This window comes from Pyramidobacter sp. C12-8 (assembly GCF_002007215.1).
GTDB lineage: Bacteria > Synergistota > Synergistia > Synergistales > Dethiosulfovibrionaceae > Pyramidobacter.
Window position 1 is genome coordinate 85801 of record NZ_MUHX01000005.1, and the last position, 26679, is coordinate 112479.

Here is a 26679-nt window from a genome sequence, read left to right on the forward strand (position 1 = left end):
ACTTTTTTGTGCTCAGCGCGGCAAGTCTTCTGGCTCAAGCCCATGGAGCCTTCTCCGCCTTCCCATGAGCGCGAAGCTCACAGTGGCGCGTGGAGAAGCGGGGGCTTTTACAGCGGCGGGACCGCTCGGGATTCTCACCCGATTCCTTTTTGATCGAGGCGCAACGCCTCGAACCGTGCTGATTATTCGATTGGGTTTCTGAGACAGATTATAGCAGAAAAAATGGAAGCGGGAAAAAAGAACGTTTTCCCCGCTTCCATTTTTTTGTTCGGGAAAGAACGGTGTCTGATGAACGGCGGAGCGAGGATTACCGTCCGCCCTGGAACAGCTCGCGCTCCATCACGTCGATGATCTCTTGGGCGGCTTGCGTGGGCGGCAATTTGCCCGCGGTGACCTCCTCCTCGATGCGCGCCTTGGCGGCGGCGATGGCCTGGTTGGCGCCGATGAGGTTTTCCAGATGTTCTTGCGCCATGTCGTTGACCCATTTGAGCACTTGTTCTTTGCGCCGTTTTTCGAAGACGCCGTTGCCGCGCACGGTCCTGAAGAACTCCTCGACCACGCCCCACATCTCGGGGATTCCCTCGCCCGTCAGCGACGAACAGGTGTAGGCTCGGCTGACCCAGCCTTCCGTGGCGGGACGCAGGTAGTGGAGCATCATGTCGAAGTCGGCGCGCGCCGACAGCGCTTTGACTTTGTTGTCGCCGTCGGCCTTGTTGACGAGGATCGAGTCGGCGATCTCCATGATGCCCTTCTTGATGCCCTGCAGGTCGTCGCCCGCGCCGGTGAGCGCCACCATGAGGAAGTAATCCACCATGTTGCGCACGGTCGTTTCGCTCTGGCCGACGCCGACGGTCTCGACGAGGACCACGTCGTAGCCCGCGGCCTCGACGAGCAGCAGCGTCTCGCGGCTCTTGCGCGTGACGCCGCCGAGCGTGCCGCCCGAAGGGGAGGGACGCACGAAAGCGTTGGAGTGGCGCGACAGCTTTTCCATGCGCGTCTTGTCGCCGAGGACGCTGCCCTTGGTGACGGTGCTGCTGGGGTCGACGGCGAGCACGGCGACGCGGTGCCCGTGATCGCACAGCCACGAGCCGAGCGCTTCGATGAAGGTGCTTTTGCCGGCGCCGGGCACGCCGGTGATGCCGACGCGCATGGATCTGCCCGTGTGGGGCAGCAGCTTTTGGATCAGTTCCTGCGCCGTGGCGAAGTGTTTCGGAGCGTTGCTTTCGATCAGCGTGATGGCCCGCGACAGGATCGCGCGGTCGCCGTTCAGGATGCCCCGCGCGTATTCGTCGACGGAGAGATTGCGCCTCACGGGCTGGACGTTGGCGGCCGTGGGACCGCCGGTGTCGTCCACGCCCTTCGTCACGAAACAGGCGAATTCGCTGCCGGCGTTTTGCGGCTGCCAGTCGGGCTGGTACGTGTTGTTTTCGATGCTCATCGGTTTTTTCTCCTTTTCGGGGGAGGAGGCTTCTACTTCGCGGCTCCCTCCTGGGCGGCAAGACGCTTGTTCAGCACCTGCAGCATCTCGCGGGCGGCGGCGGGGATGACCGTACCGGGGCCGAAGATGCAGGCGGCGCCGTGGTCGTACAGGAATTGGTAATCCTGCGCCGGGATGACGCCGCCGGCGACGACCATGATGTCGCCGCGGCCGCGCTTTTCCAGCTCTTCGACGAGCTGCGGCAGCAGCGTCTTGTGGCCGGCGGCCAGCGAGCTCATGCCGACGATGTGGACGTCGTTGTCCACGGCGTCCTGAGCGGTCTCGGCTGGCGTCTGGAACAGCGGCCCGACGTCGACGTCGAAACCCATGTCCGCGTAGGCGGTGGCGACCACCTTGGCGCCGCGGTCGTGACCGTCCTGCCCCATCTTGGCGACCATGATGCGCGGGCGGCGCCCTTCGCGCTTCTCGAAGTCGTCGGTCATCTGGCGGACTTCCTTGATCACTTCGTCGTCGGCGAATTCGCTGCTGTACACTCCGGAAATCGAACGGATCACGGCTTTGTGCCTCCCGCACACTTTTTCGATGGCAAAGGAAATCTCGCCCAGCGACGCGCGCGCGCGGGCCGCTTCAACTGACAGCTCGAGCAGGTTGCCCTCGCCGCTTTCCATGGCGTGGGTGATGGTGTCGAGGCACTGCCGCACTTTTTCGGGATCGCGGCCGGCGCGCAGCTTTTCGAGGCGCGCGATCTGCGCCTGGCGCACGGCGGTGTTGTCGACGTCGAGAATGTCGAGCGGGTCTTCCTTCTCGAGCGGGAAGTAATTGATGCCGACGATCTTTTCGTTGCCGGAGTCGATGTGGGCCTGGCGGCGGGCCGCGGCCTCTTCGATGCGCATCTTGGGGAGGCCGGTGTCAATGGCCTTGGCCATGCCGCCGAGGCTTTCGACTTCCTGAATGTGCGCCCAGGCGCGGCGGATCAGCTCGTCGGTGAGGGCTTCCACGTAGTAGGAGCCGCCCCACGGGTCGATGACCTTGCAGACCTTTGTCTCGTCCTGGATGTAGAGCTGCGTGTTGCGCGCGATGCGGGCGGAAAAATCCGTGGGCAGGGCGATGGCTTCGTCGAGGGCGTTGGTGTGCAGCGACTGGGTGTGTCCAAGCGCGGCGGCCATGGCCTCGACGCAGGTGCGCGTGACGTTGTTGAAGGGATCCTGGGCGGTCAGGCTCCAGCCCGAAGTCTGCGAGTGCGTGCGCAGCGCCATGGACTTGGTGTTCTTGGGGTCGAACTGTTTGACGATCTTGCCCCAGAGCATGCGCGCGGCGCGCATCTTGGCCACTTCCATGAAGTAGTTCTTGCCGATGGCCCAGAAGAAGGAAAGACGCGGCGCGAAATCGTCGATGCCCAGTCCGGCCTTCATGCCGGTGCGGATGTACTCGAGGCCGTCGGCCAGCGTGTAGCCCAGTTCGATGTCGGCGGTGGCGCCGGCTTCCTGCATGTGATAGCCGGAAATGGAGATGCAGTTGAACTTGGGCATGTTGCGCGAGGTGAAGGCGAAGATGTCGCCGATGATGCGCATGGAGGCCGCGGGGGGGTAGATGTAGGTGTTGCGCACCATGAACTCCTTGAGGATGTCGTTCTGGATCGTGCCGCTCAGGACTTTCATGTCGACGCCCTGTTCCTGCGCGGCGACGATGTAGAAGGCCATGACGGGCAGCACGGCGCCGTTCATGGTCATGGAGACGGACATCTGCCCCAGCGGGATGCCGGAGAAGAGAATCTCCATGTCGAGGATCGAGTCGACGGCCACGCCGGCTTTGCCGACATCGCCGACGACGCGCGGGTGGTCGGAATCGTAGCCGCGGTGCGTGGCCAGGTCGAAGGCGATGGAGAGCCCCTTCTGGCCGGCGGCGAGGTTGCGGCGGTAGAACGCGTTCGACTCCTCGGCCGTGGAGAAACCGGCGTATTGGCGCACCGTCCAGGGACGGGCGACGTACATGGTGGGATACGGCCCGCGCAGGAACGGCGGGATGCCGGCCATGGAACCGAGATGGTTCATGCCGGCGTAGTCGTCGGCGGTATAGAGCGGCTTGACGTCGATCTGCTCCATGGTGCGCGTGCACAGTTCGGAGACGGAACGGCCCGTCTCCCTGAGGACGCGCGCTTCCCAGTCCTGACGCGATTCGGCGCGGCTTTCTTCCTTGAAGGCGATCTTGGTGAAATCAGGATTCTGATACATGGTTCTAGCACATCCCCTTTTTCTTCTGCATGGCGGTGAGGACCTGGAGGCAGTTGGCTTTCACGTGGATGAAATCGTCGACGCCGGCATCGAGATAGCTCTGTTTGAACTCGGGCGCGGGCGCGCCGGCGAGGAACACGGTCATGTCGGGGCGCTTCTCCTTGATCAGCTTGGCCAGCGGCGGCACGAGTTCGGGATAGGTGTCGTCGGTCGAACAGATCACGGCGGCGTCGGCACCGCTTTTCGCGGCGGCCTCGGCGGCCAGCTCCACGGTCTCGAAACCGTCGTTCTTCAGCACCTCGAAGCGAGCCACCTCGAAGAAGCCCGTGCTGAAATCGGCGCGCGGCTTGTGCTGCGGGATGGGGCCCATGTTGGCGAGGAAAACTTTGACGTTGCCGCCGGTTGTGGCGGCGTAGTCTTCGGTGCGCTTCCTCAGCGCTTCGTACTGTTCGGTCCAGCGGTGCGGCTCAAGCGGCGCGACTTTGAGTTCGCAGGGCCCGGCGGCGTCGAGAGTTTTCCACAGATCGGACAGCAGCGCCTCGGCCGCGAACGCCTCGGCGGCGTGGACGACCTGGCCGCCCTTGCCGCATTTGGCGCTTTCGGCCACGTCTTTCAGCGCCTTGGCGAGGCAGTCGGGGCAGCGGCGTTCTTTGATCTCCGCCACTTTGGCCTCGCGGGCGGCCTTGAACTCGGCCAGGTTGCTTGCGGGCACGTCGAGCGGCGTTTCCGCCATGTTGGCGTACATGTTGTTGCCGACGGCGCGTTCGGCGCGAGTGGCGAGCTTCTTGAAGCGGTCGGCGAGCACGGCGCCGATCTCGTTCTGGATCAGGCCGGACTGCAGCGCCTTGACGAGGCCGCCTTCGGATTCGATTTTCTGGAACAGTTCCCAGACGCGGTCTTCGACCTGGCGGGTCAGCGTCTCCACGTACCAGGAACCGCCGGCGGGGTCGACGGCGGCGTCGAAGTTGAACTCGGTCTGCATCATGATCTGCTGGTTGCGGGCGATGCGCCGCGCCTGCTCGGTGGCGGGACGGACGGCCCAGTCGAAACAGTTGACGTTCATGGCGTCGACGCCGGCCACGGCGGCCGAAAAGGCCTGCGTGGACGTGCGCAGGATGTTGACGTAGGGATCGTAGACCGTCGCGGTGAACGGCGAGGTCTCGGCGAACACGTTGACCTTGGCGCTCTCGCCCTCGCAGCCGAAGGCGCGCGCCACGTGCGCCCAGAGCACGCGCAGGGCGCGCAGGCGGGCGATCTCCATGAAGAAGTTGGCGCCGAGCCCGACTTCGAAGCGAAGATGGCGGGCGGTCGCGTCGGGGGCAATGCCGCGCTCCGACATGGCGCGGATCACGGCGACGGCGTCGGCGAGCGCGCAGGCCGTCTCCTGGACGGCGGACGCTCCGGCGTTGGCGTAAATGCTGCCGCGGATCAGGATCGTGCGCAGCGCGCACTGATGGTTCTCGGCCCAGAGCAGCGTCTGCGCCATCTCATCGTACAAGCTGTCGAGCGAGCGGCTCAGCGAACCGTCGCGGGCCAACGAGCCGACGGGGTCGGCGCCGACGCAGCCTTTCAGGCTGGAAAGCGCGACGCCGTGCTTTTCGCACCAGGCAGCGATCATGCCCAGCATCGGCAGGGCCGACGCGCCGGCGGCGATGTGCAGCTCGTGCTCGCTCGGATCGGCGGCGGCGAAAAACTTTTCCAGATGTTCCAGCGCGCAGATGCTGACGCCGCGACGCTCGCAGGCGGGAACGTCCATACCGTGCGTGCTGGAGTAATCGAGCACCGGGTGGATGGCCGTGGCGCCCCTTTTCAGTTCCTCGGCGGCCAGTTCGCCGGCTTGGCGCGGGCAGCGCGCATCGACGCCCTGGGCGATCTCCCAGAGACGATCGTGCTGCGGCGCGCTCTTGACGCCTCTCAAAAAGTCCTGCGCTCCGGGAAAGGCATGGCAGTCTTTCAGATCCGCGACGTTCTCGGCCGTGTAGATGGGCTGAAGCGTGATGCCTTCGAACGTCTTCGTGAACATTTTTTTGTCGAAGGGCGCCCCCTTCAGAGCCACTTCGGCGGCCTGCTTCCACTCCTCGTACGTGGGGACTTTGAACTCGTCAAAGGTGACAGGAGTGATCGGCGCAGATTTCTGCTGGTCTTTTTCCATGATGAATCAAATCCTCCCTGACGCTGAAAATTTTGCCCGTTTCCCCGCTGTCGGAAAAAATTCAGCGAAGAGAACGCGCTTGCGCGGCGAAATCCCGCCCGCGCAAGATTCGCTCTCTGTTCCCCCCGTTTCAGGCCGGTATCCTGACTCGCGCGCAGCGCGCTCACAGTGGCGGGGCCGCTTTGGTCTTTCACCAAATTCCCCGGGCTGAAACTGCATATCATGACTTCTCATTCTACAATAAAAATTCCCTCGAATCCACCTCAAAAGAGCAAAAAGAAACGTGCGGAGGAAAAAAGACGGTTCAAGTTTCAGTGTTGTATTTCGCGCCGCCGAAAAGACGCGAGAGAGAAAACGAACGGCGGCGGCCATGGCTGTCCAAAGAATTGTTGTTTTCTCTCATGTGCGGGCATTTTTCGTCTGCTAGAATCAGGGCGTGGTTCCCGGAGGCGTCCGTAAGCCTCCGGCGGCAAAGGAGGTCTGTCTTGCATGAAAAAAATATTGGCGTCGAACGTTGTCCTGCTGACGATGCTGTTCTTCTTGTCAGCCGCGCGTCCTCTGGCGGCGATGAGCGTCAATTTTTACGATCTGTCGGTCGAGATCCCCGAGGGCTGGTCCTTCAGACAGGGCGAACAGGTCCTGATCTACAACCAGAACGAGAGCGCCGCCGTCATCGTCGACCAGGCCGCCACCACCCGGAGCGGCACCGTCAAGAGCGTGGCCGAAAATCTGGCCGACGCGGTGGGCGTGAAAAAGAACGACATCCGCCGCGACAAAAAAGGCTCGCTGCGCCTGGATTTCGTCCAGAACGGCGAGCCGGTCAACGTCCGCGTGCTGGAAAGCCGCGGCCGCATCCTCATGGTCTACGTCTTCGGCAAAGACGCCGAAGCCAACAAAATCGCCGCCTCCATCGGCGAAAAAAGCGCCGCCGGCCATTGACCGTACGGCGACAAAAATACGCTGCGAAAGGGTCGCTTTGTCCCCCTTCCGCAGCGTATTTTTTATCCGGCACGCGAGCCGCCGCCCAAAGGCGGGCTGAACGGGACTCTTGGCCGTCTGTTTTGCCCCGCTTCGTTTATAATAAGGCCGTTTTCACGCCTCAAAATTTACGCTCTCAAGGAGAATCATCGATGACAGATCCTTTTCGGACGAAAGAGTCCGCTTTCTGCGACTATGCGGAACAAATCATAACGGCTCATCGCGCCCGCGGCCTTGCCGTCGCCGTCGTCGATCGGAGCGGTACGGCCTATCAGAGATTTTTCGGCTTCCGCGACGCGGCGCGCCGCCTGCCCGTCGGCGAGAACACGATCTTCGGCCTGGCCTCGGTGACCAAGTCTTTCACCGCGCTGGCGCTGATGCAGCTGGCGGAGCAAGGGCTCGTCGATCTGCAGGTGCCGGCGTCCGCCTACTGCCCGGAATTCAAAAACGGCGGGCAAGCGCCCGTGAGCGTGGCGCACTTCCTCAGCCACAGCGGCGGCTATTTCCCCATGCCGCGAGCGCTGCTGCCCGACCTCCTGAAAAAAACTGGGCGTCGATCCGCGCTCGCAGGAAACGGCTTACGACGACCGCGTCGCCCAGGCGGCGGTCGAACAGGTCGCGCGCGGTCTGGACGCGCCGGCGCCGCGGCTGGGACGCCCCGGCGAATACATGAGCTACTGCAACGACGGCTACGGCATCCTCAGCGACATCGTCCGCCGCTGCGGCGGCGAAGGATCGTACGCCCGCTACGTGGAACGCCGCATCCTCGGGCCGCTCGGCATGGGCCGGAGCACCTGCGAGTTCCTGCGTCCCTCCGAAGACGCCGACACGTCGCTGCTGTACAGCGACGATCTCGGCGTGAGCGAAGGCGACCGCGACTTTTACCGCAGCGCCTTCGTCCTCAACGGCGGCGGCGCGATGAAATCCACGCTGGCCGACCTGAAAAAATATCTGCGCATGTACCTCAACGGCGGCCGCGGCGAAGCGGGCGCGATCGTCGCGGAACGGAGCGTCCGCGACATGGTAAGCCCCCGCGTGGCGGCGAAGCATCATCAGTTCTACGGCTACGGGCTGAGCGTCGGCTTCATGCGCGACCTCACGGTGTACCGCCACGGCGGCAGCCTGCCCGGCGTTTCCTCGCACATCGCCTGGTCGCCGGAACTCGACCGGGGTGTGATCGTGCTGTGCAACACGCAGAACGTCCCCGTCTCCCTGATCGCCGACGCGCTGCTCAGGATCGCCGCCGGCTGGGAGCCGCCGCCGGAAGACCTCTGGACCGACTGTCCCTGGGAACCGGAAGTTATCGAAGCGGCCTGCGGGCATTACCGCTCCGGCGAAGGCGCGAAAGTCACCATCGAAAAGGACGGCCGCGGCATTTCCGTCCTCAACGACGGCAAACCGATGAGCGTACGCATGGTGCGCGGCCGCATGGCCCTGCTGCGCAGCGGCTTCGCCGTGTCGGAGCTGCGCCCCTGCTTCAACGAAAACGGCGCCGTCTGGGCCCTGCGCCTGAACGACCGCATCGTGCCGAAAGTCGGCTGAGCGCCTTGCTAGCCCAAGTATTTCTTCATCCGATAGTTTTCCACGGCGATAAAAGAGCCCGTGCAGAGCAAAGAAAGGAACTCCGCGACGGGGATGGCGTACCAAACGCCGTCTGTTCCACAGAACTTCGGCAGGATGTAAAGCATCGGGATCAAGAAGACGGTTTGGCGAAGCACGCTGAGCAGCAGAGTCCTCTTCGGCTTTCCGATCGACTGAAAATACACCTGCCCGACCGCCTGGACAGTGGCGAGAGGAAACAGCAGCGTCAGTTTTTCCAGACCGTCCGCGGCGTAAGGCATGATCCGTCCGTCCCCGTTGGTGATGACCGACATTATTGCCGCGGCCCGAAGATGAAAGAGCAGCCAGCCGCCGATGCCGATGACGAAGGCGAGGAACATCGACTTATAAAGAGTTTCTCTGGCCCTCGCGTAGGCTCTTGCTCCGTAATTGTAGCCGATGATCGGCTGACTGCCCTGTCCGATCCCGAAGACGGGCATCAAAACGATGGAATACGTGATGTTTATGGCGCCGTAAGCGCCGACGGCAAAATAGTTTTCGTAGCGCAGCAGTTGATTGTTCGCAGCCGCGGCGATCAGCGAGGAGACGACCTGAGTGAAAAACGTGGAGAGTCCCGCGATGTATATGTCCAGCACGTCGCGACACTTCAGTCTCAGACCTTTCGGATCGACGCGGCACGACTTCGCCTTTTTCGACAGGAGCCGGAGCATGCACAGCAGCAGCACGAACTGCGAGATCACCGTGGCCAGCGCCGCGCCGCCGATCCCCATGCCGAAAGGAAAGAGAAAAATGAAGTCAAGGAAAACGTTGAGCAGCGCGCTGGCGGCCGTGCACAGCATCGCTTTCCCCGGAAAGCCGATCACCCTGTTTATGTGATACAGTCCCGTGCCTGTGATCATCAGCGGCAGGCCCCGCGCGATCACCGTCAGATACTCTCTGCCGTAGGGGATGGTGCTGCCGCTGGCGCCGAAAAAATACAGCACTTCGTCAAGAAATGCGGATACGCCCAAGAAGACGATGGCCGAGGTCGCCGCCAGGGCGACCAGCGCGCCGCCGATCAGTTCCTCGACCCGCTGCTGCTGTCTTTCTCCCATTTTGATCGCGATGAGAGAGGCCGCGCCGATGCCAATCCATACGCCGAAAGCCTGAAGCACCAAAAAGACCGCGCTAGCGACGCTCATGCTCGAAAAAGCCTCCGCGCCGACGGCGTAGCTTACGAATATTCTGTCCGCTAGGTTATAGACGGCATTGACAAGCATGCCTACTGTCGCCGGCACAGAGTAATAAAATATCAACCTGACGATATTGTCTCTCTCCAGATTCATTTTTTCTCCCTCCCCTACAGCTTTTTGACGGCGCGGGCGCCGTTTTATATCCGCCGGCACATTGAAGCTTCGCGGTCTTTTGCGGGAACAGCGCGGACCTTCCCCTCTTGCGCCATCCCGCCGTGTTTTTCAGCGCGTTTTCCGGCCTTCCCTCCTGAGCAATCGGTCACAGCTCTCTGCCAAACATTTTACATGAAAAAAACGCTGATCGAAGTGATCAGCGTTTTTTTCGTGGGACAGGCCCGTCGGCGAAACGATCGTGTTCGTTTTTGCGCGCGCCGCGAGGTCGCGGTTACTCGTAAAAGACGGTGTTCAGCGGGTTCAGCGTGCCGTGGTAAAAGCCGTTGGCGCCTCTAAGGTTTTTATTGGCGCCGTAGAGCGTGTCGGCGATGGCCAGACAACACCAGGGGTTCAGCTCGTCGATACGCTCGCAGAGGCGCGCGTAGATTTCGGCGCGTTCGGGGCCGTCCTCGGTCACGGCTCCCTTTTCGAGAAGCTCGTCCACTTCCTTGTCCTTCAGACAAACTCTGTTGGTCGAGCCAGCGAAGCGCGAGTGCATGGCGGTCTTGATGTAGGCGTCGGGATCGGGATTGACGCTGGATCCCCAGCCGATCATGAAGACGGGGAGATTGCCGTTTTTCAGCTGTTCGAGAAAACTGCCCCACTCGAGCACGTTGATCTGCACGGTCACGCCGACGTCGGCGAGCATGGACTGGATGATTTCGGCGTAGTTGCGGCGCTGCTTGCTTTCGTTCGTGTAAAGCGTAAACGACAAATCGGCCGCGCCCGCTTCTTCGAGGAGTTTCCGCGCCTTGTCGGGGTCGTATTCCGGCGGGACCGGCGCGGGGAAATAGTTGTGGATCGGCAGCAGCACGCTAGACGGCACGACGCCGAGCCCGTGGTAAACGACGTTCAGAGCGGCTTCGCGGTCGATGGCGAGAGCGATGGCGCGGCGGACCCGCGGGTCGTCGAAGGGCGGCGTCTGCGTGTTGAATCCCATGTAGGTCAGCGCCAGCCCGGGCTTGTGGTACACCTTGACTTTTCCTTCGTTTTCAAGGCGTCTGAAATCGCTGTTGGGGATGTCGTAGATGAGGTCGACGTTGCCCGTTTCGAGTTCAATCACACGGCTGGCTGGTTCGGGGATCGTGCGCATGATCAGGCTCTTGAAGCGTGGCTTCGCGTCCCAGTAGTCGTCGAAGCGCTCGAAGGCGACATGGTCGCCTTCCAGCGTTTCCGAAAATTTGAAAGGCCCGGTCCCGATCGGACGGCGGCCGTAATCGTCGCCTTCGGCTTCGACCGCCGCCTTGTTCAGGACGTAACTGGAGGAGTGGTTCAGGTAGGAAAGAAAAGCCGCCATGGGCGATTTTGTTTTAACCCGGAACGTGTACCTGTCGACGATCTTGAAACCGTCGGGATCGATGTTGGCGCCGTAGGCCCTGACCGCCGCGGCTTTGGGCGTCGTCATGCGGTGCAGCGTGAAAACGGCGTCTTCCGCGGTCAGTTCCGCGCCGTTGTGGAACTTGACGCCTTTGCGCAGCGTGATCTCGTAGGTGAGGGGATCCAGCTTTTTCCAGCTCTTGGCGAGGCGGCCGATCAGTTTTTTGTCGCGGGAAAAATCGAACAGCGGCTCATACATCTGGATCATATAAGTGCTGGAGACCGTGTCGCTGGTCATCTGAGGATCGAAAGACTTCGCGTCGGCCGGCATACCGACGGACAGCAGCTCCTTTTCCGCCGCGGCGATATTGCCGGTCTGCAGAAACACGAAAAGAAGTACGAAGAATGCCGTTTTGGGAGGTTTCACGTTCATGTTTTTTCCTCCTTCGCTCGTCCAATGCGACATGAATTCTGTAAAATCAGGCGCCGAAACTGAAGAGTCTCGGCGCCTGATTTTATTGCCAGTGAATCTTATTCGTAATAGATGCGGTCCAGACGGTTGATCGAACCGCGATAGAAATTTTCCACGCCCTTCAGGTTCTTGTTCGCGCCATACAGGGTGTCGGCGATGGCCAGATAGCACCAGGGATTCAGCTCGTTGACGCGGTCGCAGAATTTCTTGTAGATTTCCGCGCGCTCCGGGCCGTCGGGCGTGACGGTGCCCTTGTCGAGCAGCTCGTCGACCAGCGCGTCCTTCAGCCAGACGCGGTTGGAGGGACCGGCGAACTTGGAGTGCATGGCGGCCTTGATGTAGGCATCGGGATCGGGATTGACGTTGTCGGCGGCCCAGCCGATCATGAAGACGGGCAGCTTGCCGCCTTTGAGCTGTTCGAGGAAGGTGCCCCACTCGAGGACCTGGATCTTGACGGTGATGCCCAGATCGCCCAGCATGGCCTGGATGACTTCGGCGTAATCCTTGCGCTGTTTGTTCTCGTTGGTGTAGATGGTGAACTCGAGATCCTTGACGCCGGCTTCTTCAAGCATCTTTTCGGCCTTGTCGGGATCGTATTCCACCGGCACGGGATCGGGGAAATAATTGTTCACGGGGATCAACGGGCTGGTGGGCACGCGTCCCAGTCCCTTGTAAACGACGTCGAGCGCGCCCTCGCGGTCGATGGCGATGGTGATGGCCTTGCGGACTTTGGGGTTGTCGAACGGGGGCGTCTGCGTGTTGAAGCCCATGTAGGTGATGGAAAGGCCGGGCTTGTTGTACACGGCGACCTTGCCTTCGTCCTGAAGGCGTTTGAAATCGTTGTTGGGAATGGCGTAGGCGATGTCGACGTTGCCGGTCTCAAGCTCGATGACGCGGCTGGTGGCCTCGGGGATCGTGCGGATCAGCAGTTTCTTGTAGCGGGGCTTGGTTCCCCAGTAGTCCTCGAAACGCTCATAGGACACGTGATCGCCCTTGAGCATTTCCACGAACTTGAAGGGGCCGGTGCCGATCGGGTGCTTGGCGTAATCGTCCCCGGCGGCTTCGACCGCGGCCTTGCAGAGGATATAGGCCGACGAATGGGTCAGATAGGACAGGAAGCCAGCCATCGGAGAACTTGCCTTCACCTGGAAGGTGTAGCGGTCGACGACTTTCAGGCCTGAAGCGTCGATGTTCGCGCCGTAGGACTTGACCGCCGCCGCCGCGGGCGTGGTCATGCGGTTCAGGGTGAACACGGCGTCGTCGGCGGTCACTTCGGCGCCGTTGTGAAACTTGACGCCTTTGCGCAGCGTGATTTCGTAGGTCAGATCGTCGAGCTGTTTCCAACTCTCGGCCAAACAGGGAAGCAGCTTCTTGTCGCTGCCGATCTCGATCAGCGGTTCGTACATCTGGATCATGTAGGTGCTCGACGTGGTGTCGTTGGTCATCTGCGGATCCAGCGACTTGGCGTCGGCCGCCATGCCCACCGTGATCGTGTCCTCGGGAACGGCCGCGGCCGCGCCGCAGAACATCAGACCCAACGCAAGTACGGCGCACAAAACGGAATACCTCTTCAACTTCATAAACACACTTCCTTTCAAAGTGATCAAGCTGATGAAACGCCCTGCCGGCCCATGCCGGCAAGGTAAAACCCTTTTGAAAAAACTCCCGCGCGCCTATGCGGCAGCGATGCCCGTCCGCTCTGCGACAAACGCCAGAGCCTCGGCGTAAATTTTCCCGTCGGGACAGTATACCCGCATCAATGTGCCGCGTTTTCCTTTGAGGACGATCACGCGCAGGTCGTCGATCTTCCGCACCTTCGTCACGTCTTTCCATAAAGCCCGGCGTTCCACGCTGCGGATGGGAGCGCGTACCGGCTCGATCGGATAGGGCGCGAAACGGAGCAGCCGGCGTTCCAAAGCCCGGGGGGCGCAGCGCATGTTTTCACACAGAATGGCGGCGCGGTCGCAGCGGTACAGCGCCGCGTAGCGGTTGCGCGTGATGATGAAGCAGATCACGCCGTAAAAGCCGATGAAGATCAGCGAAAGATAGGACGCGACGACGGCGGCGCCTTTGTAATGCGAAACGTCCACGTAGCCGCCGAGGACGAACTGCGTCGCCACCAGCGCTCCCCAGGAAACGACCCAGGCGATCGCCAGCAGCGTGATGAAATCGAGCAGGATCAACGGATTCGTCCCCAGCGGCACGCCGACGAACCACCGCAGCGCGGCATCGCCGGCATCCCGACCGTGCGGCAGCGTGCTCATGCCGTCAGGCGTGAGGCCGCAGATCCCGCGCGAAGTGGCAGGCGACGAAGTGAGACGGCTCGATCTCCCGCAGCTCCGGCGTCTGTTCCGTGCAGACGTCCTGCCGGTAGGCGCAGCGTCCGGCGAAGCGGCAGCCCTGCGGCGGGTTGACGGGGCTGGGCACGTCGCCTTCGAGAAGGATGCGGTTCTTCTTGCGGTTCAGGCGCGCCACGGGAATGGCCGAAAGCAGCGCCTGCGTGTAGGGATGCACGGGATCCTTAAAGAGATTGAGATTGTCGGCCTTCTCCACGACCTGGCCGAGGTACATCACGGCGATCTCGTCGGAAACGTAGCGCACGACGCTGAGATTGTGGGAGATGAACAGATAGGTGTAGCCGCGCTCCTTTTTCAGCTCGCCCAGCAGGTTGAGGATCTGGGCCTGAATACACACGTCCAGCGCCGACACGGGCTCGTCCAGCACGATGAACTCGGGATCCAGCGCCAGGGCGCGGGCGATGCCGATGCGCTGGCGGCGTCCGCCGTCCAGCTCGTGCGGGAACGAGTTGATCAGGCGTTCCGCCAGACCGACCGTATCCATCAGCTTCTTGACCTTGTGATCCAGCTCGGAGCGGTGCGAATACGCCCTGTTGATCACCATCGGCTCGGCGATCAGCTGCGAGACGGTCATGCGCGGGTTCAGCGAGGAAAAAGGATCCTGAAAGACGATCTGCGCGTGTTTGCGGAACTGGGTGCGCTCGGCAGGATTGTACTTGAGTGAGTCCTTGCCGTTGAAGAAGATTTCGCCGCCGGTGGCGCTGATCAGGCCGATCACCACGCGCCCGAGCGTCGATTTGCCGCAGCCCGATTCGCCGACCAGCCCCAGGGTCTTGCCGCGGGGAATGGAGAGGGTGACGTCGTCCACGGCGTGAAGCAGACCGCCCGACACCTGGAAATATTTTTTCAGGCGTTTGACCTCGACGATGGGGTCTGTCTTTTCGATTGTGCCGATCATGCGCGCGAACCTCCCTCGTATCGATGCGGGAAATAACAGTCGATGAAATGGCCCGGCTCGATTTCCCTCATGCCGCAGGGTTTTTCGAGACATTCTTCCTGAGCGTAGGGACAACGAGGCGAGAAGCTGCAGCCGGACGGCAGATTTGTGGGATCGGGCGGAAGCCCCTGAATGACGGCGAGCTTTTCGCCGATCGGGCTTTCCAGATCGGGGACTGCGTTGAACAGTCCCTGCGTGTAAGGGTGCAGCGGATTGCCGTACAGATGCTGAATGTCCGCGTATTCCACAAGATGCCCTGCGTACATGATGGCGACGCTGTCGCACGTTTCCGCGACGATGCCGAGGTCGTGAGTGATCAGCAGCATGGAAGTCTTGACCTGTTTCTGCAGGTCTTTGATCAGCTCCAGCACCTGCGCCTGGATCGTCACGTCGAGCGCCGTCGTCGGCTCGTCGGCGATCAGCAGACTGGGCTTGCAGGCCAGAGCGATGGCGATGCCGACGCGCTGGCGCATGCCGCCGGAGAACTGGTGCGGATAGTCTTTGGCGCGTTCGGGACGGATACCGACGAGACGCATCATTTCCAGCGCCCGTTCGCGGACTTCGCTGCCCTTGAGGTCGGAGTGGAGCGAGATCATCTCCATGATCTGCTCTTCCACCGTCATGATCGGGTTCAACGATGTCATCGGATCCTGGAAGATCATGGCGATCTCGCGGCCGCGCATGTTGCGCAGCTCCGCTTCCGTCATCTCGCGCACGTTCTGCCCCTTGAACCAAATCTCGCCGCTGGTGATCTCGCCGGGAGGTGACTGGATCAGCTGCAGGACCGCCAGCGCGGTCGTCGTCTTTCCGGCCCCGGTCTCGCCGACGAAACCCAGCGCCTTGCCCTCTTCCAGCTGCATGTTGAGATGGTTGACGGCGTGGACGACGCCGGAGTCGGTGTCGAACTGAACGGTCAGATCGCGGATATCGAGAAGTTTTTTCTGAAAGTCTGCCATGTTTTACGCTCCGTTTATCGTTTCTGCTTGGGGTCCAGCGCGTCGCGAAGCCCGTCGCCGATGAAGTTCAGGGCGATGATCGTGACGACGATGGCGATGCCGGGGAACATGCTGAGATACGGGCTGCTGCGCAGATAGTCGCGGGCGCTCGACAGCATGCCGCCCCATTCGGGATAGGGAGGCTGGATGCCGAGGCCGATGAAGCTCAGCGACGCCGAGGACAGGATCGCGTTGGCGACGCTGAGCGTCGCCTGGACGATCAGCGGCGCGCAGCAGTTCGGCAGGATATGCAGCACGATGATGCGGAAATCGCTGGCGCCCATGGCCCGCGCCGCCTCGACGAACTCCATCTCCTTGACCGAAAGCACCGAGGCGCGCAGTAATCGAGCGAACCGCGGCACCGAGGAAATGCCGACGGCGATCATCAGATTGAACAGCCCCGGCCCCAGCGCCGCCGCGATGGCGATGGCCAGCAGCGTGGAAGGCACGGCCAGCTGCACGTCCATCAGGCGCATGATCAGATTGTCGAGCTTGCCGCCGTAAAAGCCGGCGACGGCTCCCAGCGAGCCGCCCACGAGCAGCGAAATGGAAACGGCGACCAGCCCGACCTGCAACGAGACGCGGGCGCCGTAGATCAGACGGCTCAAAACGTCGCGCCCGAACTCGTCGGTACCCAGCAGATACTTGGCGTTCGGCGCCTGCAACGTTTCGCGCAGATGCTGGCGAGAATATTTGAACGGCGCGATGGAATCGGCGAAAACGGCCACGAAGATCAGCGTCAGCACGATCGCCAGGCCGATCATGGCCAGATGGTTTCTTCTGAGACGCACCAGCGTCAGACGCAGCATGCTGTTTTTCTTGAGAAGCATCGAAAAGGCCCCCTTAGCGGTACTTTGCCTTGATGCGCGGATCGACCCAAGCGTACAGAAGATCCACGGCCAGATTGATGAAACAGAAAACCAGCGCGATGTACAGCACGCCGCCCTGAACCACGGGGAAGTCGCGCATCTTGATCGACTCCACCATCAGACGGCCGACGCCGGGAATGGAAAACACCGTTTCCGTCAGGATCGCGCCGCTCAGAAGGCCGCCGAACTGCATGCCGACGATCGTCAAAATCGGGATCAGCGCGTTCGGCAGCGCGTGGCGCCAGATGATCACCGACTCACGCTGCCCCTTGGCGCGCGCCGTGCGCACGTAATCCGACTTGATGACCTCGAGCATGCTGGAACGCGTCATGCGCGTGATCACGGCCAGCGTGCCGCCCGAGAGCGTGAAGACGGGCATCGCCATTTCGGCGAACGTCGTGAAGCCGGAAGGCGGCAGCCAGTTCAGCTTGACCGAGAAGAGCAGGATCAGCAGGACCCCCAGCCAGAAGTTGGGCATGGCCACCCCGATCAGCGCCAGAACCATCGAGACCGAGTCGAAGATCGAATACTGTCGGATCGCGCAGATGATGCCGAACGGCAGCCCCAGCGCCACGCCGAGCACAACCGCCCAAAACGCCAGCTTCAACGTGGTGGGGAAGCGGGTCATGATCTCCTCGCTCACCGAAGACTTCGTGACGTAGGAATTGCCGATGTCGCCGTGGAGCAGCGCCTTGTAGCAGTAGCGCCCGAACTGCACGAAAAACGGATCGTCAAGCCCGTAATTTTTGCGGAACTGCTCGACCGCCTCCTGCGGCGCGTCCTCTCCCAGAGCCATGCGCGCCGGATCGCCGGGCGTGATGTAGAGCAGCGTAAAGACCAGCAGCGCTACCCCCGCCAGCACGGGAACAAGCAGAATAAGCCTTCGCAACGTGTACTTGAGCATGTGGTTCTCCCTTCCCTTTACTCAGAAAATTATTTCCACACAAACGGCGGCGTTTGCGTTTTTCCCGTCAAACGAAACGGCCGCTCCTGTTTTCGAAAAACGAGCGAAAGCGGAGCGCCGTCTGGAGTTCATGAAAGGCAAGCGATGTTATCGAAATTAGATTCTTAACGTAAAATTTTACTTTGTCATGTTTGTGCACAGTATATCATAAAGCTATAAAAAATGCATTACGGTCCCATAGGCGTCTTGACAGCACATAAAAGCCTTAGTAATCTAATAAAACAGTTTGCTGGCCGATGGCTGAGACGTCCTGAAATCAGCAAGCGAGAAGAGTATGTTGTATACAAATATACAGCGTCAGCGCGACGAAAAGTGGAAAATTTTATCTTGTGGATCAGGAGTTGAAGAATGTGGCGCGAAATTATTTCATCCATAACGCGAAAATCTGCGACGGAACCGGAGCGGCGTGGTATCGGGGCAGCCTGAGGACGGAAGACGGAAAGATCGCCGCCGTCGGCCGCGGCGTCAAAGCCGGGCGCAACGACGAAACGATCGAAGCCGAAGGGCTGATGCTCGCTCCCGGCTTCATCGACATCCACAGCCACGCGGATTTCGGCATGATCTGCAATCCCGAGGCCGCCAACGTCATGCTGCAGGGCGTCACCTCGGTGATCATGGGACAGTGCGGCATCAGCCCCGCGCCGATCTGCCCCGAGCGCAAGGCGGAGTTGGACGAGTACGCCGGCGTGACCAAGAGCGGCCGTCGCGTCGATTGGGATTGGAACAGTTTCGGCGAATGGCTGGTGCGCCTCGACAAACAGCCGCTCGGCGTCAACGCCGGTTCGTTTGTCGGGCAGGGAACGGTGCGCCTCTGCGTGATGGGCTTCGACAGCCGCGACCCTTCGCGCGAGGAACTGGAACGGATGCGGGCGCTCGTCGGACAGAGCATGGAAGAAGGCGCGTTTGGCCTGAGCAGCGGTCTGGCGTACCCTCCCGGAATTTACTCGTCCGACGAAGAGCTCGAGTTCGTCGCCGGCGGCCTGACGAAGCGCCGTGGCCTCTATCTGTCCCACATGAGGAATCAGGCCGACAAATCGCCCGAGTGCGTGCGCGCGACGATCAACGTGGCGCGCGTCAACCATATCCCGGCCCAGGTCGTGCATCTCAAGGCGCGCGAGAGCGATCGCCCCGGCATGGCCGAACATCTTTTTTCCATCATCCGCGCCGCCCGCGCCGAGGGACTGGATATCACCGTGGATCAGTATCCTTACACGGCGGCCAGCTCCAATCTGCGCTCGCTGATGCCCAAGTGGGTGCATTCGGGCGGCGTCGCCGGCATCATGAAACTTCTCTCCGATCCCGAGGCGCGGCGGGCGCTGCACGAGGAAATGGAAGGCTCGGAGCGTTGGCAAAAAACGATGAAGCACGGCGGCGGCGCGAAGGGGATCGTGCTCGGCGAGCTTCCGCTCACGCCCGAATACCGCGGCATGAACCTCGAGGACGCTGCCCGGAAAATGGGGACCGATCCGCTCGAGGCGTTGCTCGAAGTCATCCTTCGCAACCAGGGCGCCGACCGCGGCATCTATTTTACGATGACGGAGCAGGACGTCCGCAACGTGATCGTCGATCCGTTGGTGATGATCGGTTCGGACGGCGCGGTCGCCGCGCCGGAAGAATTCGTGCATCCCCGCTACAGCGGCACGTTCCCGCGCGTTCTCGGACGCTACGCGCGCGAACTGAAGCTGTTTTCCCTCGAAGAGGCCGTGCGCAAGATGACCTCGTTCCCGGCAGCGCGCCTCGGCCTGAGCGGCAAGGGGATCCTCCGCCCCGGCATGGACGCCGATCTGGTGCTCTTCGACCCGGGAACGGTTCTCGACGGCAGTACCTACGAACGCCCCATGACCCCGCCCGTCGGCGTCGAAGCCGTCTGGGTCGGCGGTTGCCTCGGCGCCTACCGCGGCAAAACGACCGGCGAGCGCGCGGGACGGGTTCTGTGTTACTGGACGCCTGACGACGAATAAAACTTTTTTCGAAAAAAAACGAATCGCCGCGGACGGATTCCCTATAGGGATTCTCGCTCGCGGCGATTCATGAATAAATTCTCTTGACCTCTTATGAAACGGCACGTTCCGACGCGGCGGTCGGCTCGGCGTAAAACGTTCCGCGTCCCGTCACGCCGGAACGAATCAGCCGCCGACCTTGTGACCGTCTTTGAAGGCGGTGCCGACGCGTTCGCCGATGACGCGGTACGCGAAAGCGGCGGGATCGTAGCAGAGGAACTCGCCCCTGCCCAGATCGACGTGCCCCTTTTCGTCGAGGATCGACTCGTCGGCGCTCATGTTGACCACCTCCCCGACCACGCGGGTGCCGCCGAACTCCTCGCTGACGCTGACGAGCCGGCACTCCAGCGTCAGCGGAAAGTCGGTGATGACGGGCGCGTCCACGTGAGCGCTCTTTTCCACATGCGCTCCCGATTGGGCGATCTTGTCTTCCTTACGGCCGGAGACGAGGCCGAAATAATCGGCCATGACGAGGTTTTTGCGGTCGGTGAAACTGACCGTGAAGGCTTTTCTCCGTTTGATGTTGTCGGTGGTCAGATGTGAGTTGTCCAGCTCGACGTGGACCATGTTGGTGTCGACCTGTCCGCCCCAGGCGGCGTTCATGGCGTCGGGGCGTCCGTCGTCGCCGTAGGTCGCGACGATAAGCACGGGCAGCGGCGTGACGATCGTTTGTTTGCCGAAATCCTTGCGCATAAAAATCATCCCTTTCATGATGTGACACCTTTCCGAATCTATTATAGGGGAAGCTGTCAAGCTGAAGCGGGCTTGAAACTTGGCCCCGCGCGCCTTTTGACAGCTCCGCCGGTATGGAGTGTGGCAGGCGGAAGCGGCGACGCCGCGTTCCGTATGAAAGCCTTTTTGTGAAGGAACTTTGCGGCGAGCCTTTTTTATTTTTGCGCCCATGCATTATAATGTGAACATGAGCATCCATCGATTGGACGGTGAGAACATGACCATTCTGGACAGCATCTTGAAATCCATAGGGCTGATGCGGATCAGAAATCTCCCGCCGCCTCCCGCGCCGCTGCCGCCTCAGCCGCTTTCCGAAGCCGAAGAGGAGATCCCCCTCAGCGATGAAGAGCGCGAGGAAGTGGAGCAGTGGGCGGGCTGGGCCGCGCAGATGGGCGACATCGTCCCGCAGCGGCTGGAAGTGGTCGAATTCGATTACGAGCCGTCCGTTCCCGCCGCGGACAAAGCGACGGGAGCGGAAGAGCCTGTGGCGGCGGAAGACGTTCCCGCCCAGGCGGAAGCGGCTGCGGACGAAAAAAGCGCGGCGGACAGCGGGACTCGAAGCGCCGCTCGCGCCGCGCAGAAGCGCGTGGCGGTTTCCATGCTCAAGGGCGGCGTCGGCAAGACGACGATCACCTGTTTCATCGCCACGGCGATCCAGAAAATTTGGGACGAAGAAGACCGCGGCGAGCGCCTGCTGGTCGTCGACACCGATCCGCAGGGCTCGGCGACCGATTTCTTCCTGCGCGCCGAGGACGTCCCCGCCGAGCTCAGCCTGCGCGCCCTGCTGGACCCCCAGCCCTATGCCGGCAATCCCGAACTGCTGATCCGCTCCACCCGCTATGCCCACGTCGACATCCTGCCGGCCCATCCCTCCGCCGCCGACGTCCTGCCGGCGGCGGAGGGCGCGCTGGAAGACCGTCTGGCGCGTTTTCTCGACCGCGCCGCGCGGGAATATCGGCTGGTGCTGATCGACACGCCGCCCTCGGCGACCCTGGCGCTGAAAAACGCGCTGCTGGCCGCCGATGACGTGCTGCTGCCGATCGACCCGAGCCGCCAGTGCCTCAAGACTCTGCCGCATTTTTCCGCGACGCTGGCGGAGTACAAGCACCGCAACCCCCGCCTGCGCATCTGCGGCGTCATCTTCTCGCGCTGCGACCGGCGCCAGCGCCTCGACCGCGAAATCCTCGCGGCAGTGACCGAGCAGCTGGCCAAAAGCGGCATCCCGCTGTACGAAGTGCCGCGCCGCGCGGCCATCGCCGACTGTTATAACCGTTTCCTCGGCGTCGAGGGGCTCGAGGCAAGGGAAAAAGAAGCGCTGACAGTCTTCGGCGATCTGGCCTGGCAGACGCTTTCGCTGCGGGACTGACAACGGAAAGGCGGTGCCGTGATATGGAAAAAGATTCCTTCAAACTGGACAAAAACGTCGCGGAAGCGTTGCAGAGCTTCGCAGCCTTCAATCAGGAACCGGAAACGCCTTCCGCGGCGGCTGAGAGCTCATCGCTCGAAGAAGAGCCCCTGCCCGTCGCCGCGGAAACGGACGAATCCGTTCCCGCGGCCGCAGCGCCGACGGCCGAAGCGCTTGCGGGACAGGATGCCGTGTGGGACTGGTACCAGGCCATGAAACCCGGCGTGATGAACAAATTCGACTGGCTCGTCATGCTGAGCTGTCAGGCCGCCCGCAGCGGCGGCGTCATCGTTATCGACGAGCTGGCCGGAAAAATGAGAGTGCGCGCCGACAAGCTGGCGCGGGCGCTGAACGAACTGGCGCTGGCCGGATGGATCACCGTGCTCCATACCGAGCGCGGCAGCCGCGGCCGCACCATCAGCAAGACGATTCGTGTGAACAGAACGCCCGCAAAGTAAGCGCGGAGGAGGAAGCCGAGGAATTGACATCCTCCTGTCAGGCGCGGTAACGACGTGCAGTTTTTGAAGAAGGCTTCTGTACGCCGACATTTGCCGTATGCTTCTCTCGCTTCTTTCTGTTACAAGCTCATACGCAACGTACGGGAAGCGTCTGGAGCTCCGGAGAGTATCTTGGCAGCAGAAGCACTCTATCTGCTCAGGAGGCTTCGAACAGAGTTTGGTGGATGAAGGCAGGTTCGAAGGGATTGCGGAAAATGTGGCGCTGGAACGGCATTCGTCTTGTACGCGCCGATTTTTGTCTCGTTGCTTACACTAAGGGCTATCCACGATCATGTCTGGAGCATTGTTTTTCATTCTGTTTTTTGAACATTGATAGGGTATCTATTGCTGACCGGCAATAGATACTCAAATAATCTGTGCAAAGGGCCGCTGTTTATGCTATTCTTATCAATAGTAGTGCACTCATTGCCCCGTGCTGCCGAAATTTTACATAACATGAGCTGTATATTAATATTTAATGAATAGCGTAAAGGCAGGATTTGTTTTGATGCTGGAAAACGAAGACATCATCAAAAGGAAATACACGAATCAGTCGCTCCTTCGCGGATTGACAATTATGGAACAGTTTTTTAAATCATCTGATACGCTGGGGATCTCTGATCTTAGCCGACTTACAGGGCTTCATAAAAGCACCGTACACCGCCTCGTGACGACGCTGGAAGAATGCCGCTGGTTGCGCCGCACAAAAGGTGACCGTTTTCAGATTGGCATTAAACCGGTCATTCTCGGGCATAAGGGCGGTGATCAGGTTTCTTCACTGTCAATTACTCATGAATATCTTACGCAGTTACGCGATCATCTACAGGAAACAACTGTGCTGACAATGATGATCAACGACGAGACTACATGCGTCGATAAAGCCTCGTCGCACCAACGGCTTTCCTGTACATCTGAAATCGGACGCATTTATCCCTGCCATGCCGGTGCGACAGGTTTTGCTGTTCTGCTTGGTATGGATGAAGAGGAAGCGAGGGCTCATCTTGAGCGTCATGAACTTGTTCGCTATACGGAACGAACTGTCACGGACATTGAACGGTTGATGGAACGTTATCGTCTGGAAAAAGCTCGCGGCTATTCGCTTGCCAGCGGTCAGGTCGATCCCGGTATTACGGGAATTGCTATGCCAATCTGGTTCCCAGCGGAAAACACTTACGGCAGTTTGGGTGTTGTCCTTCCCGATTATCGCAGTTCGCAAAAACGCATCAGTGAAATTGTTGATGAAATGAATAAGACGCGTCTTAAAATTGAAGAAGCGATAACGCCTGGGCTGACATCATTAGGCGAAATTTAATTCGTTTTGTCTGGGAAAACAATCATATTGAGATTTAAGCCGACTTCAGAGGAAAGGGTTTCCTGCTGAAATCGGCTTATTTTTTACCGTTTTCAGTGTTTCTTTAAAATACATCATATTTATATATTCCAAAACGCTCTAATGTTTTTTGACTGGTCGTCTATAAAAGTGGTTCTTTAAGTGTTATACTTGTCTCATACAATAATTTATCGTCTTAATAAATGAGACGTTAAGGTTGTGGGAAGTATGAAAGTCGATCTATTGCTCAAAAATGCCGAGATTTTCAACGGAGAAGGCTTATATCGCGGTTGCCTTGGTATTTCGAAAGGGAAGATTGTTTCCCTTGGTCAAAATAACGTAACAGGTGTTGAAGAACTTGATGTTAAGGGTGCTTGGATTCTCCCTGGGGGGATTGAGACGCATGCTCATATTCGTGAACCTGAACTGACACAGCGTGGCGATTTCGCTTCCGAATCGATCGCTGCTGCAGCCGGCGGTATCACCATTTTTTTTGAAATGCCCATTTCCGCTCCACCCCAGGCAACTGTGGAAATTCTTCATCAGCGTGAACAAATCGCCGCTAAAAAGTCATGCGTTGATTTTGCGTTTTACGGTGCCGCTGCGGGCGGCGTACAAAATATTTACGAGCTCGCACAGGCAGGCGTGATCGGCTTTAAAATTTTTCTTTTTGATGTAAACGGTCCGCGCGCCAAGGAATTCATTGCTTCGACGGCGACTGATGACGGAGTTCTCATTGAGATTATGCAGGCTGTCGCTGCAACTGGCAAAATTTTGGCTGTGCATGCTGAAAATGGCCCAATAGCTTCATGGTATACCCGACGTTTGCAAAATGAACCGCAACGGTCTCCTCTACAACTTCACGCTCAATCACGGCCGTCGGTTTGTGAAGTTCAAGCTGTGGAGAAAATAATACGTTTTGCTCGGGAATATGGCACACGCGTCAGCTTCTGCCATATTTCCTGCAATGATTCTATGCATCTGATCGCGCGGGCAAAGGCTGAGGGCTTAGACGTATATGCTGAAACCTGTCCGCAGTACCTTTATCTTGATTATGAGAGAGCCGATCAACTCGGTTATGGGCCATACGCAAAATATAATCCGCCTATCCGTTCTTGTGCGGAACGAAAACAATTATGGAAATGGTTGTATCGAGGACAGTTCGATTACGTCGGCAGCGACCATGGAGCGTTTTTGCCTGAAGAAAAGCTTCCAGGTGAAAAAAATATTTTCAAGGCTCCCGCTGGCAATGTCGGTTTTGAGACTCGTTTGCCGCTGATGCTTGAATCTGTCCTCAACGGCAATTTGACGCTGAAGGATGTTGTCCAACTGACGTCAGCCAATGCCGCTAGAGTTTTCGGATTGTACCCGCAAAAAGGTGCGCTGCTTCCCGGTTCTGACGCAGATCTTGTTGTAGTCGACCCGCGCATTGAAGTCTGTCCGTCATGCGAGAATACGCTTTCGCATGGTAAAGCCATTGCCCGTCTCTACGAACAATGGAGACTGCATGGCAAAATTCTTCATACGTTGGTTCGCGGCAAATTTGTTTTTAAAGACGGCGCGCCGATTCCATGCATGCAGGGTTGGGGGAGAGAAGTGCTTGTTTAGTTTTTCTGTTCAATTTCCGTTTTCTGCGGATGTTGATAAAAATAAATTTTTAAGGAGGGGTTTCTATGGTAAAGGTGGATTTGGTAGTACATAACGCACAGGTCTACTCAAGCGGCACCGTCTTCCACGGTGGCATCGCGATCGCAAACGAGAAAATTGTTGATGTTTGTGCCGATGATTACCTGCCCGAGGCGTATCGGGAGATCGATGCCCAGAACAGACTTCTGCTTCCTGGCATTGTCGACACTCACGTGCATGTACGCGATCCCGGGCATATTGAACGCGGAGATTTTGAATCAGAATCAGCGGCAGCGGCGAACGCCGGCGTAACGGCATTCCTTGAGCATCCTATTTCCACTCCTCCTCCTTATACGCCTGAAATTCTTGCCAAACGTATTGAGCGTGCTAAGTCCCGCTGTATCGTAGACTATGCGTTTTTCGGTGCGGCTGGTTCCGAGTTTCCGCAGGAAGCCGAGCGTGTTGCCAAAGAGGGCATTGTCGCCTTTAAAACGTTCCTTCACGAAGCTCCCGAAGGGCGTGACGAAGAGTTCCGCGGTTTGACTATGCCCAACGACGGCGGCATCATGGAAGGCTTCGAAGCCGTTGCAAAAACTGGATTGATTCTCACTGTCCATGCGGAGAACAACGACATGATCAAACGTTTGATTACCAAATTCCGCGCTGAAGGCAAAGTTGGCTGGGGGTATCATTGCCCTTCACGCCCTAAAATCAGTGAAATCGAATGCATTGAAAAGCTGATTCGCGTTGCCCGCGAAACTGGAGTTCGCCTAGCCATCGCACACATTTCCACGCCGGAAGCGATGGAGCTTTTAAAACAGGCTCGTCTGGCCGGACAGGAAGTTTATATTGAAACTTGCCCGCATTATCTGATTCTCACGGAAGATGCCTTGCTGAAATACGGCCCCATGGCCAAGTGCAATCCTCCGCTTCGCAGTGCCACTGACCGAGACAAACTGTGGAAGTATGTCAAAGACGGCACCGTCGACTACATCGGTAGCGACCATGGTTCCTTCCTGCTTGCTGAAAAGGAGAAAGGTAACAAGGATATCTTCACTGCTGCGGCTGGTTCTGCCTGCATCGAAATGACGCTGCCACTGATGCTGACGGCTGTACGCGATGGCAAGCTGACACTACCCAGACTGATGCAGTTGATCTGCGAAAATCCTGCTCGTATTTTCGGCTTGAAAACCAAGGGGGGGCTGATCCCTGGTAAAGACGGTGATTTCGTAATCTGCGACACCAGCAAGGAATTCACCGTTGATCACAACAAGTTCTTGACTCACGGCCGAGGCATTTCCACGTGGTACGACGGTATGAAGTTGATTGGCAAACCCGAAATGACCTGCGTCCGCGGACGTGTTGTGATGGAGAACGGCATTGTTGATCATGGTGCCAAAGGTTGGGGTAGACTGATTCGTCACGGGGAGTGAC

At 59.5% G+C, this 26679-nt stretch carries 20 protein-coding genes, 1 pseudogene and 2 riboswitches; of the genes and pseudogenes, 9 read left to right on the forward strand and 12 right to left on the reverse strand.

The features are described 5' to 3' along the window. Nucleotides 1–2: 2 nt before the first annotated feature. A riboswitch (cobalamin riboswitch) is annotated at nt 3–193 on the reverse strand. Nucleotides 194–307: 114 nt separating this feature from the next. Genes meaB through B0D78_RS03130 form a run of 3 tightly spaced genes read right to left on the reverse strand, consistent with a single transcriptional unit; the run spans nt 308 to nt 5821 of the window. After that, complete coding sequence (gene meaB, locus B0D78_RS03120) at nt 308–1438, reverse strand: methylmalonyl Co-A mutase-associated GTPase MeaB (RefSeq protein WP_078015530.1); 1131 nt, start codon at nt 1436–1438, stop codon at nt 308–310. A 32-nt stretch (nt 1439–1470) separates the two neighbouring features. Next, nucleotides 1471–3669: a methylmalonyl-CoA mutase gene (scpA, locus tag B0D78_RS03125; RefSeq protein WP_078015531.1), complete on the reverse strand. Its 2199-nt coding sequence runs from the start codon at nt 3667–3669 to the stop codon at nt 1471–1473. A gap of 4 nt (nt 3670–3673) precedes the next feature. Then, complete coding sequence (locus B0D78_RS03130; protein WP_078015532.1) at nt 3674–5821, reverse strand: methylmalonyl-CoA mutase family protein; 2148 nt, start codon at nt 5819–5821, stop codon at nt 3674–3676. Between the two features lie 116 nt (nt 5822–5937). Next, nucleotides 5938–6096: riboswitch (cobalamin riboswitch) on the reverse strand. 214 nt (nt 6097–6310) lie between these two features. On the opposite strand from B0D78_RS03130, the gene B0D78_RS13375 reads away from it, so the two are divergent. The 3 genes and pseudogenes from B0D78_RS13375 to B0D78_RS03140 all read left to right on the forward strand — a co-directional run bounded on the left by B0D78_RS13375 (nt 6311) and on the right by B0D78_RS03140 (nt 8341). Continuing rightward, on the forward strand, nt 6311–6760 hold the full coding sequence (locus B0D78_RS13375; RefSeq protein ID WP_240496103.1) for a hypothetical protein: 450 nt from the start codon (nt 6311–6313) through the stop codon (nt 6758–6760). Between the two features lie 191 nt (nt 6761–6951). Beyond that, nucleotides 6952–7281 (forward strand): annotated as a pseudogene (locus B0D78_RS13565) (serine hydrolase domain-containing protein); the annotation flags it as partial. Between the two features lie 166 nt (nt 7282–7447). After that, nucleotides 7448–8341 (forward strand): serine hydrolase domain-containing protein, encoded by an 894-nt coding sequence (locus B0D78_RS03140; RefSeq protein WP_342418073.1) that lies wholly within the window; start codon nt 7448–7450, stop codon nt 8339–8341. Nucleotides 8342–8349: 8 nt separating this feature from the next. Here B0D78_RS03140 and B0D78_RS03145 read toward each other — a convergent pair whose 3' ends face one another. From B0D78_RS03145 to B0D78_RS03180, 8 genes are all read right to left on the reverse strand, one after another. Next, nucleotides 8350–9684, reverse strand: coding sequence for an MATE family efflux transporter (locus B0D78_RS03145; RefSeq protein WP_078015534.1), 1335 nt, complete (start codon nt 9682–9684; stop codon nt 8350–8352). Between the two features lie 292 nt (nt 9685–9976). Next, nucleotides 9977–11494, reverse strand: a complete 1518-nt coding sequence (locus B0D78_RS03150) for an ABC transporter substrate-binding protein (protein WP_078015535.1) — start codon at nt 11492–11494, stop codon at nt 9977–9979. 98 nt (nt 11495–11592) lie between these two features. Then, nucleotides 11593–13113, reverse strand: a complete 1521-nt coding sequence (locus tag B0D78_RS03155; RefSeq protein WP_078015536.1) for an ABC transporter substrate-binding protein — start codon at nt 13111–13113, stop codon at nt 11593–11595. 93 nt (nt 13114–13206) lie between these two features. Then, nucleotides 13207–13797 (reverse strand): hypothetical protein, encoded by a 591-nt coding sequence (locus tag B0D78_RS03160; protein ID WP_078015537.1) that lies wholly within the window; start codon nt 13795–13797, stop codon nt 13207–13209. A 4-nt stretch (nt 13798–13801) separates the two neighbouring features. Next, nucleotides 13802–14788: an ABC transporter ATP-binding protein gene (locus B0D78_RS03165; RefSeq protein WP_078015538.1), complete on the reverse strand. Its 987-nt coding sequence runs from the start codon at nt 14786–14788 to the stop codon at nt 13802–13804. Next, complete coding sequence (locus tag B0D78_RS03170) at nt 14785–15783, reverse strand: ABC transporter ATP-binding protein (protein WP_078015539.1); 999 nt, start codon at nt 15781–15783, stop codon at nt 14785–14787. The genes B0D78_RS03165 and B0D78_RS03170 overlap by 4 nt, the downstream gene beginning before the upstream one ends. 14 nt (nt 15784–15797) lie before the next feature. Further along, nucleotides 15798–16652, reverse strand: coding sequence for an ABC transporter permease (locus B0D78_RS03175; protein WP_078015540.1), 855 nt, complete (start codon nt 16650–16652; stop codon nt 15798–15800). Between the two features lie 13 nt (nt 16653–16665). Further along, on the reverse strand, nt 16666–17595 hold the full coding sequence (locus tag B0D78_RS03180; protein WP_078015541.1) for an ABC transporter permease: 930 nt from the start codon (nt 17593–17595) through the stop codon (nt 16666–16668). A gap of 410 nt (nt 17596–18005) precedes the next feature. Here B0D78_RS03180 and B0D78_RS03185 point away from each other — a divergent pair, with 410 nt between their 5' ends. Next, nucleotides 18006–19616 carry an N-acyl-D-amino-acid deacylase family protein gene (locus B0D78_RS03185; RefSeq protein ID WP_078015542.1) on the forward strand — a complete coding sequence of 537 codons (1611 nt, stop codon included), beginning with the start codon at nt 18006–18008 and terminating at the stop codon, nt 19614–19616. Nucleotides 19617–19781: 165 nt separating this feature from the next. Here B0D78_RS03185 and B0D78_RS03190 read toward each other — a convergent pair whose 3' ends face one another. Next, nucleotides 19782–20366: a flavin reductase family protein gene (locus B0D78_RS03190; protein ID WP_205948255.1), complete on the reverse strand. Its 585-nt coding sequence runs from the start codon at nt 20364–20366 to the stop codon at nt 19782–19784. Nucleotides 20367–20556: 190 nt separating this feature from the next. On the opposite strand from B0D78_RS03190, the gene B0D78_RS03195 reads away from it, so the two are divergent. The 5 genes from B0D78_RS03195 to B0D78_RS03215 all read left to right on the forward strand — a co-directional run bounded on the left by B0D78_RS03195 (nt 20557) and on the right by B0D78_RS03215 (nt 26678). After that, the gene (locus tag B0D78_RS03195; RefSeq protein WP_078015543.1) at nt 20557–21753 is read left to right on the forward strand and encodes a ParA family protein; all 1197 of its coding nucleotides are present in this window, start codon (nt 20557–20559) and stop codon (nt 21751–21753) included. A 23-nt stretch (nt 21754–21776) separates the two neighbouring features. Continuing rightward, on the forward strand, nt 21777–22250 hold the full coding sequence (locus B0D78_RS03200; protein ID WP_078015544.1) for a hypothetical protein: 474 nt from the start codon (nt 21777–21779) through the stop codon (nt 22248–22250). A gap of 517 nt (nt 22251–22767) precedes the next feature. Beyond that, on the forward strand, nt 22768–23601 hold the full coding sequence (locus B0D78_RS03205; RefSeq protein ID WP_078015545.1) for an IclR family transcriptional regulator: 834 nt from the start codon (nt 22768–22770) through the stop codon (nt 23599–23601). Nucleotides 23602–23847: 246 nt separating this feature from the next. Beyond that, nucleotides 23848–25227 carry a dihydroorotase gene (locus B0D78_RS03210; protein ID WP_078015546.1) on the forward strand — a complete coding sequence of 460 codons (1380 nt, stop codon included), beginning with the start codon at nt 23848–23850 and terminating at the stop codon, nt 25225–25227. A gap of 65 nt (nt 25228–25292) precedes the next feature. Then, entirely contained in the window at nt 25293–26678 is a 1386-nt protein-coding gene (locus B0D78_RS03215; protein ID WP_078015547.1) for a dihydroorotase, read from the forward strand. Nucleotide 26679 lies beyond the last annotated feature (1 nt).

Bases quoted from the DNA above. Each gene is read 5' to 3' on its own strand.
- meaB (WP_078015530.1), bottom strand. From the start codon at position 1,438: ATGAGCATCGAAAACAACACGTACCAGCCCGACTGGCAGCCGCAAAAC.
- scpA (WP_078015531.1), bottom strand. From the start codon at position 3,669: ATGTATCAGAATCCTGATTTCACCAAGATCGCCTTCAAGGAAGAAAGC.
- B0D78_RS03130 (WP_078015532.1), bottom strand. From the start codon at position 5,821: ATGGAAAAAGACCAGCAGAAATCTGCGCCGATCACTCCTGTCACCTTT.
- B0D78_RS13375 (WP_240496103.1), top strand. From the start codon at position 6,311: ATGAAAAAAATATTGGCGTCGAACGTTGTCCTGCTGACGATGCTGTTC.
- B0D78_RS03145 (WP_078015534.1), bottom strand. From the start codon at position 9,684: ATGAATCTGGAGAGAGACAATATCGTCAGGTTGATATTTTATTACTCT.
- B0D78_RS03150 (WP_078015535.1), bottom strand. From the start codon at position 11,494: ATGAACGTGAAACCTCCCAAAACGGCATTCTTCGTACTTCTTTTCGTG.
- B0D78_RS03155 (WP_078015536.1), bottom strand. From the start codon at position 13,113: ATGAAGTTGAAGAGGTATTCCGTTTTGTGCGCCGTACTTGCGTTGGGT.
- B0D78_RS03160 (WP_078015537.1), bottom strand. From the start codon at position 13,797: ATGAGCACGCTGCCGCACGGTCGGGATGCCGGCGATGCCGCGCTGCGG.
- B0D78_RS03165 (WP_078015538.1), bottom strand. From the start codon at position 14,788: ATGATCGGCACAATCGAAAAGACAGACCCCATCGTCGAGGTCAAACGC.
- B0D78_RS03170 (WP_078015539.1), bottom strand. From the start codon at position 15,783: ATGGCAGACTTTCAGAAAAAACTTCTCGATATCCGCGATCTGACCGTT.
- B0D78_RS03175 (WP_078015540.1), bottom strand. From the start codon at position 16,652: ATGCTTCTCAAGAAAAACAGCATGCTGCGTCTGACGCTGGTGCGTCTC.
- B0D78_RS03180 (WP_078015541.1), bottom strand. From the start codon at position 17,595: ATGCTCAAGTACACGTTGCGAAGGCTTATTCTGCTTGTTCCCGTGCTG.
- B0D78_RS03190 (WP_205948255.1), bottom strand. From the start codon at position 20,366: ATGAAAGGGATGATTTTTATGCGCAAGGATTTCGGCAAACAAACGATC.
- B0D78_RS03195 (WP_078015543.1), top strand. From the start codon at position 20,557: ATGCATTATAATGTGAACATGAGCATCCATCGATTGGACGGTGAGAAC.
- B0D78_RS03200 (WP_078015544.1), top strand. From the start codon at position 21,777: ATGGAAAAAGATTCCTTCAAACTGGACAAAAACGTCGCGGAAGCGTTG.
- B0D78_RS03205 (WP_078015545.1), top strand. From the start codon at position 22,768: ATGAATAGCGTAAAGGCAGGATTTGTTTTGATGCTGGAAAACGAAGAC.
- B0D78_RS03210 (WP_078015546.1), top strand. From the start codon at position 23,848: ATGAAAGTCGATCTATTGCTCAAAAATGCCGAGATTTTCAACGGAGAA.
- B0D78_RS03215 (WP_078015547.1), top strand. From the start codon at position 25,293: ATGGTAAAGGTGGATTTGGTAGTACATAACGCACAGGTCTACTCAAGC.